This is a genomic window from Epilithonimonas caeni DSM 17710, assembly GCF_000426465.1.
Lineage (GTDB): Bacteria > Bacteroidota > Bacteroidia > Flavobacteriales > Weeksellaceae > Epilithonimonas > Epilithonimonas caeni.
Map to the genome: position 1 here is coordinate 192,691 of NZ_AUFK01000019.1, position 6,028 is coordinate 198,718.

Here is a 6,028-nt window from a genome sequence, read left to right on the forward strand (position 1 = left end):
TTTTTACATATCAAAAAACGAAATTTGTAAAGCTTGATAAGTTCAACTCAAATTCAATTATAAAATCAATCAACAAAATGGAATATAGAAAATTAGGAAACAGTGATTTAGAAGTATCCGTAATCACTTTCGGAGCTTGGGCTGCCGGCGGCTGGATGTGGGGAAGCACAGACCGAAACGATGCCATTGAAGCGATAAAAGCATCTTATGATGTCGGGGTAACTTCTATCGACACAGCACCAATCTACGGACAAGGAACGAGTGAAGAAATCGTGGGTGAAGCAATTAAAGGAATTTCCCGCGATAAAGTTCAGATCTTAACTAAATTCGGGATGCGCTGGGATTTGGCAAAAGGTGATTTTGCGATGCACAGCAAAAATAATGATGGAAAAGATATCGATGTTTACAAATATGCCGGAAAAGACAGCATCATCTACGAGTGCGAACAAAGTTTGAAAAGGCTGGGAACAGACTACATCGATTTGTACCAAATCCATTGGCCGGATTCTACTACGCCGATTGACGAAACATTTGAAGCGGTTTCCAAATTGATTGAACAGGGGAAAGTCCGTTTTGCCGGTGTTTGTAATTACAATGCGCAACAAATGGCAGAGGCGGAAAAAACCTTGAATTTGGTTTCTAATCAGATTCCGTTCAGTATGGTGAATCGTGGAATTGAGGAAGAAACCGTTCCGTATTGCATCGCAAATAACAAATCAATTTTGGCTTACAGTCCTTTGGAAAGAGGTTTGCTGACAGGGAAAATCCACAACGGTTATCAATTCCAGGAAGGTGACCACCGTGCGAGCCACAAACATTTCCAACCAGAATTTATCGAAAAAACAAATGCCCTTTTAGAAAAAATCAAACCATTTGCCACGAAACACAACGCAACTTTAGGACAACTGGTTTTGCGTTGGACGATTGAAAGACCGGGAATTACGATTGCTTTAGCCGGCGCTAGAAATGCAGAACAAGCAGTTCAGAATGCAAAGGCGATTGAAATCAATCTTTCAAAAGAAGAAATCGAAAGCATTAATGAACTGGTAAATGCTTTTTAGAATAAAAATGGCTTTTCTTTAAACTTAGCCGTTTGAATCAATGCTACAAAATTATTGGCAATTAATCCTAAAATCAGTAATATTTTATGAAAGACTTCAAAACGACCTATTTCTTTTTGAGATTGCCGATTGCAATTTCCTTGTTAGGACACGGACTGGTAAGACTTCCAAAGCTTGAGATGTTCAGCAATTGGATGGTAACATCAATGGAAAAATCTGTGATTCCCAGTTTTATGATTGTACCTTTCAGTTATGTTTTGCCAATTGTAGAATTCTTGATCGGATTGTTATTATTAATTGGATTTCAAACAAGATATATAATTTATTCGGGACTGACACTGATGAGTGTTCTGATATTAGGAAGTGCATCTATAGAAAACTGGAGTGCAATAGAAGCACAATTGTTGCATTCAGTCTATTTGGGTGGATTGCTTTGGTTTTATGAGAAGTATAAACCCGTCTCAAATCATTAATTTCTAAAAATAAATTATGAAGTCTTTAAAAATAATCGCTTTTTTAATTTTATCCTTTAATTATTTATCAGCTCAGCATCGTCCTGTTCTGGACATTATGCTCACAAATTATGAGTATCCTTATCCTGTTCATTTCCTTGATTTCAAAAGTCAGAATCAGGACTTGAAAATGGCTTATATGGATGTGAAGCCGGAAAAATCTAATGGAAAAACGGTTGTCCTGCTTCACGGAAAAAATTTCAACGGTGCGTATTGGAAAACTACGATTCAGGCATTGGCAAAAGAAGGTTTCCGGGTGGTTGTTCCTGACCAGATTGGATTTGGAAAATCTTCAAAACCAACCGAATATCAATTCAGTTTTCAGCAATTAGCTCAGAATACCAAAGCTGTTTTGGATGATTTAAAGCTCGATAAAATTTATCTTTTGGGGCATTCAATGGGCGGAATGCTGGCGACAAGATTTGCATTGGTGTATCCTGAAACGGTTGAAAAATTAATCCTGGAAAATCCAATCGGACTGGAAGACTGGAAGCTGGTTGCGCCTTACAGTTCTATCGATAAAAATTTTCAAACCGAACTGAAAGCCGATTACGAATCCGCAAAAAAATACCAAAGTAATTTCTATTATGACAACCAATGGAAACCGGAATATGACGAATGGGTTTATCTTCTGACAGGCTGGACAAAATCTCCCGATTACCCGAAAGTGGCTTTGGTCAATGCAAAAACGTATGATATGATTTTCACACAACCCGTGGTTTATGAATTCCAAAATCTGAATATTCCCACTTTATTGATCATCGGAACAAGAGACAGGACAGCAATCGGAAAAGCCAATGTAAAAGACCCAAAAATAGCTGAAACAATGGGACGATACGACTTATTGGGAAAAGCAACTCAGCAAAAAATAAAAGGTTCAAAGTTGGTAGAAATAGAAAATGTGGGACATCTTCCGCACATCGAAGTTTTTGAACAATTTATTAAACCTGTCACAGAATTTCTAAAACCTTGAAAGAGAATATTGAACACAGAGCTCACGAAGAATTTATTAGTTAATGCTAAATTTAGGCTCACAAAGACGCTTCGCCACGATAAGACTTTTTTAAGTTTTACGGCTTTGTGAACTTCAAACATTGAATTGAATATAAACTTTGTGGACTTTGACTACGTCGATTCTTCGATTTGCGTTCAAAAAAGAATTAATTAAAATTATTTATAATGAAAAAAGTAACAATTAAAAATACAGACTTAGAAATCGCTCCAATTAATTTTGGAGGAAATGTATTCGAATGGACTTTAGATGAAAAAGAATCATTCAATATTCTGAACAAATTCACAGAAGGCGGATTCAATTTCATTGATACAGCCGACACTTACTCCTGGTGGGTGAACGGAAAAGGCGGACAATCTGAGGAAATCATAGGAAAATGGATGAAGGAAAGGAAAAACCGCCAGGATATTGTTATCGCAACAAAAGTAGGTTCGGAAACCAAAGAACACGGTTTTGACATCAGCAAAAAACATATCCTGAAATCTGTTGATGAATCTTTGAAACGCCTTGGAACAGACCATATCGATTTGTATTACACGCATTTTGATGATAATAAAACGTCTGTTGAGGAAACCTTATCTGCTTACGACGAAATCGTAAAAGCCGGAAAAGTAAGATATATTGCGGCTTCTAATGTTTCTCCCGAAAGATTGATTGAATCTTTTGAAACGGCTGAGAAAAATAATTTTCCAAAATATGTGGCGCTCCAGCCTCATTATAATCTGGTGGAAAGAGAAAAATTCGAGACGGACTATGCTCCGTTGGTTGAAAAATATGGCTTGAGTGCATTTCCTTATTGGTCTTTAGCTGCAGGATTCTTAACCGGAAAATACAGAACCGAAGCCGATTTTGAAACAACAACAAGAGGTGGCGGAATCAAGAAATACTTTGATGATAAAGGGAAAGCGGTTTTGGCTGCGTTGGATAAAGTTTCAGAGAAACATCAATCTCAACCTGCAACTGTAGCTTTGGCTTGGTTATTAGCCAATCCTTTGATTACGGCTCCAATCGTAAGCGCTACCAGCGAAAGGCAATTGCAGACAATATTCGATGCTCCGAAATTAGAACTGGATCCGGAAGATTTGGAAATTCTCAATCAAGCTTCAAAATAATCAATGATAGAAGAACAATCAAAGCTGAGCAAAGCTCAGGTTCTAGGAATGGCTGTCGTAGCAGGGATTTGTGTTTCAAATATCTATTATGCACAGCCAATTCTGCATCAGATTGCCGAGACCTTCAAAGTATCCGAAAGTAAAATGGGAATTATGGTTGGCTTGGGACAAGTCGGTTATGGTGCGGGATTACTGACATTGGTTCCTCTTGGAGATAAAGTCAATCGTAAAAAATTAATCCTTATCTTATTAGCCATTTTATTCTGTATTTTGGCAGGAATAGGAATCGTTTCCAATTATTATTTCATTTTCCTATTCAGTTTGTTGTTGGGTTTGACTGCTGTAGCGGCACAAGTTATCTTACCAATGGCAGCGGAATTATCCGGTAATGAAAAAGGGAAAAATGTAGGAATTATCTTTACCGGAATTCTTGTCGGGATATTAATGGCAAGGGTTTTCAGTGGTTACATATCCGAATGGAGCAACTGGAAAATGGTGTATTACATTTCGGCAGGATTCACGATTTTGTCTCTAGGATTTGTCTATTTCAAATTACCAAGTGTCAAACCGACTTTCGGGGATTCTTATTTTAAACTGATCTCATCCTCATTTTATCAGTTAAAACGATTTCCTCAGCTGAGATTATTCGCATTAATGGGCGGTATAGCTTTTTCCATTTTTTGCTCGTTCTGGACAACCCTGACATTTCTATTGGTCGAAAAACCTTACCAATACAGTTCCGACACGATTGGACTTTTCGGGATGCTGGGCATTGCAGGCGCTCTGGTTGCTCCAATGATCGGAAAAGCTTCCGACAAAGGAGAGTCGAGCAAAACGCAGCTGATTGCAAGTGTTATTTTGTTAGCCGGTTCCGTTATTATTTTCCTGTTCCCGGATTATCTGCTATCCATTATCTTAGCCGTGATCTTCATTGACGTAGGCGTTCAATCCATTCAGGTGACGAATGTCGCATTGATCTACAGATTGGATCAAAAGGCAAACAGCCGAATCAACACCATCTATATGACCTCTTATTTTGCCGGTGGTGCTATCGGGACCTTTATCGGGTTGAAATGCTGGGAGCTTGGTGGATGGCATTATGTCGGTTTGCAGCTCGTTGTTTTCAGTATTTTTGTATTTTTGATGAATATATTCAAAACAGTAAAATCCAATACTAATAAATAGAAACATTCTTTATGAAAATTTCAATTACTTTATTAACATTATTTTTAGGAATCCAGATCGCACTGGCTCAAAAACTGAAAACAGTCGCTTACAAAGATGGCGAGCAAAAACTTCTTGGAATGGTTACTTCTAATGCTGGGAAAAAACTTCCCGGAGTTTTGATCTTACCCGCTTGGAAAGGCATCGATAATGAAGCTAAAAATGCGGCATTGGAACTGCAAAAACAAGGCTATATTGCTTTTATTGCTGATATCTATGGTGAAGGAAATATACCAGCCGGAAATGAAAATGCTGCCAGACTCGCAAATACTTATAAAAAAGATTTCGCTCTTTATCAGAAAAGAATTTCTCTGGCTTTGGAAGAATTAAAAAAAGCTGGCGCCAACGTTGATAAAATTGCGGTCATTGGTTATTGTTTTGGTGGTACAGGTGCTTTGGAAGCGGCAAGAGGAAACTTACCTGTTGTAGGGGTTGTTTCCATCCACGGCGGTCTATATAAAGATACTGAAAGACCTAATAATCCAATTACAACTAAGGTCTTGATAGAACATCCGGCAAACGACAGAAGCGTTCCGCAACTTCATTATGATGCTTTCGTAAAAGAAATGAACGATAGCAAGGCCGATTGGCAAATCATTACTTATGCTAATACAACGCATACTTTTACCAATCCCGAAGCACCGGATTATAACGAAGTAATGGCAAAACGCGCATGGAATCACACATTGATGTTCCTGAAAGAAATCCTGAAATAGAAATTAGATATTAGAACCCAAATATTAGAAAGACAGCTCAAAGGTAGTCATGGTCGGAAGAAATTCCGACCATTTTTTATGTTTTAAAAACTTTACCTGGGTCGCCTCCTGCAAATATGATTAGAATAGCAGTTATCATATCCCGGAGCTCCATGGCTATTCGTCTTTTAGCGGTTTTGTAGCCCAGATTATTGGCTTTTTTGTAGATCAACAAAAGCATCGCTGCAATCATTGTCATATAGACCATCACTTCAATCCCGTTCTTGTTCATTGAAACCAGGTGACTTAGGTTGAGTTCCTGTTTCAGGAACCTGAAAAACACTTCAATGTCCCACCGCTTTCTGTAATAATCAGAAATTTCCTTGGCAGAGAGTTTAAATTCGTTGGTCAG

At 38.1% G+C, this 6,028-nt stretch carries 7 protein-coding genes; 6 read left to right on the forward strand and 1 reads right to left on the reverse strand.

Annotated elements, in window-relative coordinates; genetic code table 11:
- The first annotated feature begins 77 nt into the window (after positions 1-77).
- From K319_RS0114115 to K319_RS0114140, 6 genes are all read left to right on the forward strand, one after another.
- Positions 78-1,061, forward strand: coding sequence for an aldo/keto reductase (locus K319_RS0114115; RefSeq protein ID WP_027384176.1), 984 nt, complete (start codon positions 78-80; stop codon positions 1,059-1,061).
- Between the two features lie 86 nt (positions 1,062-1,147).
- Complete coding sequence (locus K319_RS0114120) at positions 1,148-1,534, forward strand: DoxX family membrane protein (RefSeq protein ID WP_027384177.1); 387 nt, start codon at positions 1,148-1,150, stop codon at positions 1,532-1,534.
- A 16-nt stretch (positions 1,535-1,550) separates the two neighbouring features.
- Positions 1,551-2,546, forward strand: coding sequence for an alpha/beta fold hydrolase (locus K319_RS0114125; RefSeq protein WP_027384178.1), 996 nt, complete (start codon positions 1,551-1,553; stop codon positions 2,544-2,546).
- A 206-nt stretch (positions 2,547-2,752) separates the two neighbouring features.
- Positions 2,753-3,697 carry an aldo/keto reductase gene (locus tag K319_RS0114130; RefSeq protein WP_027384179.1) on the forward strand — a complete coding sequence of 315 codons (945 nt, stop codon included), beginning with the start codon at positions 2,753-2,755 and terminating at the stop codon, positions 3,695-3,697.
- Between the two features lie 3 nt (positions 3,698-3,700).
- Entirely contained in the window at positions 3,701-4,882 is a 1,182-nt protein-coding gene (locus K319_RS0114135; protein WP_034671842.1) for an MFS transporter, read from the forward strand.
- 11 nt (positions 4,883-4,893) lie between these two features.
- A complete protein-coding gene (locus K319_RS0114140; protein ID WP_027384181.1) occupies positions 4,894-5,637 on the forward strand; it encodes a dienelactone hydrolase family protein in 744 nt (247 codons plus the stop codon).
- A 76-nt stretch (positions 5,638-5,713) separates the two neighbouring features.
- Here the strand turns inward: K319_RS0114140 and K319_RS0114145 are convergent.
- Positions 5,714-6,028: IS4 family transposase (locus K319_RS0114145; RefSeq protein ID WP_027384182.1), on the reverse strand; the 315-nt coding region annotated here is incomplete at its 5' end.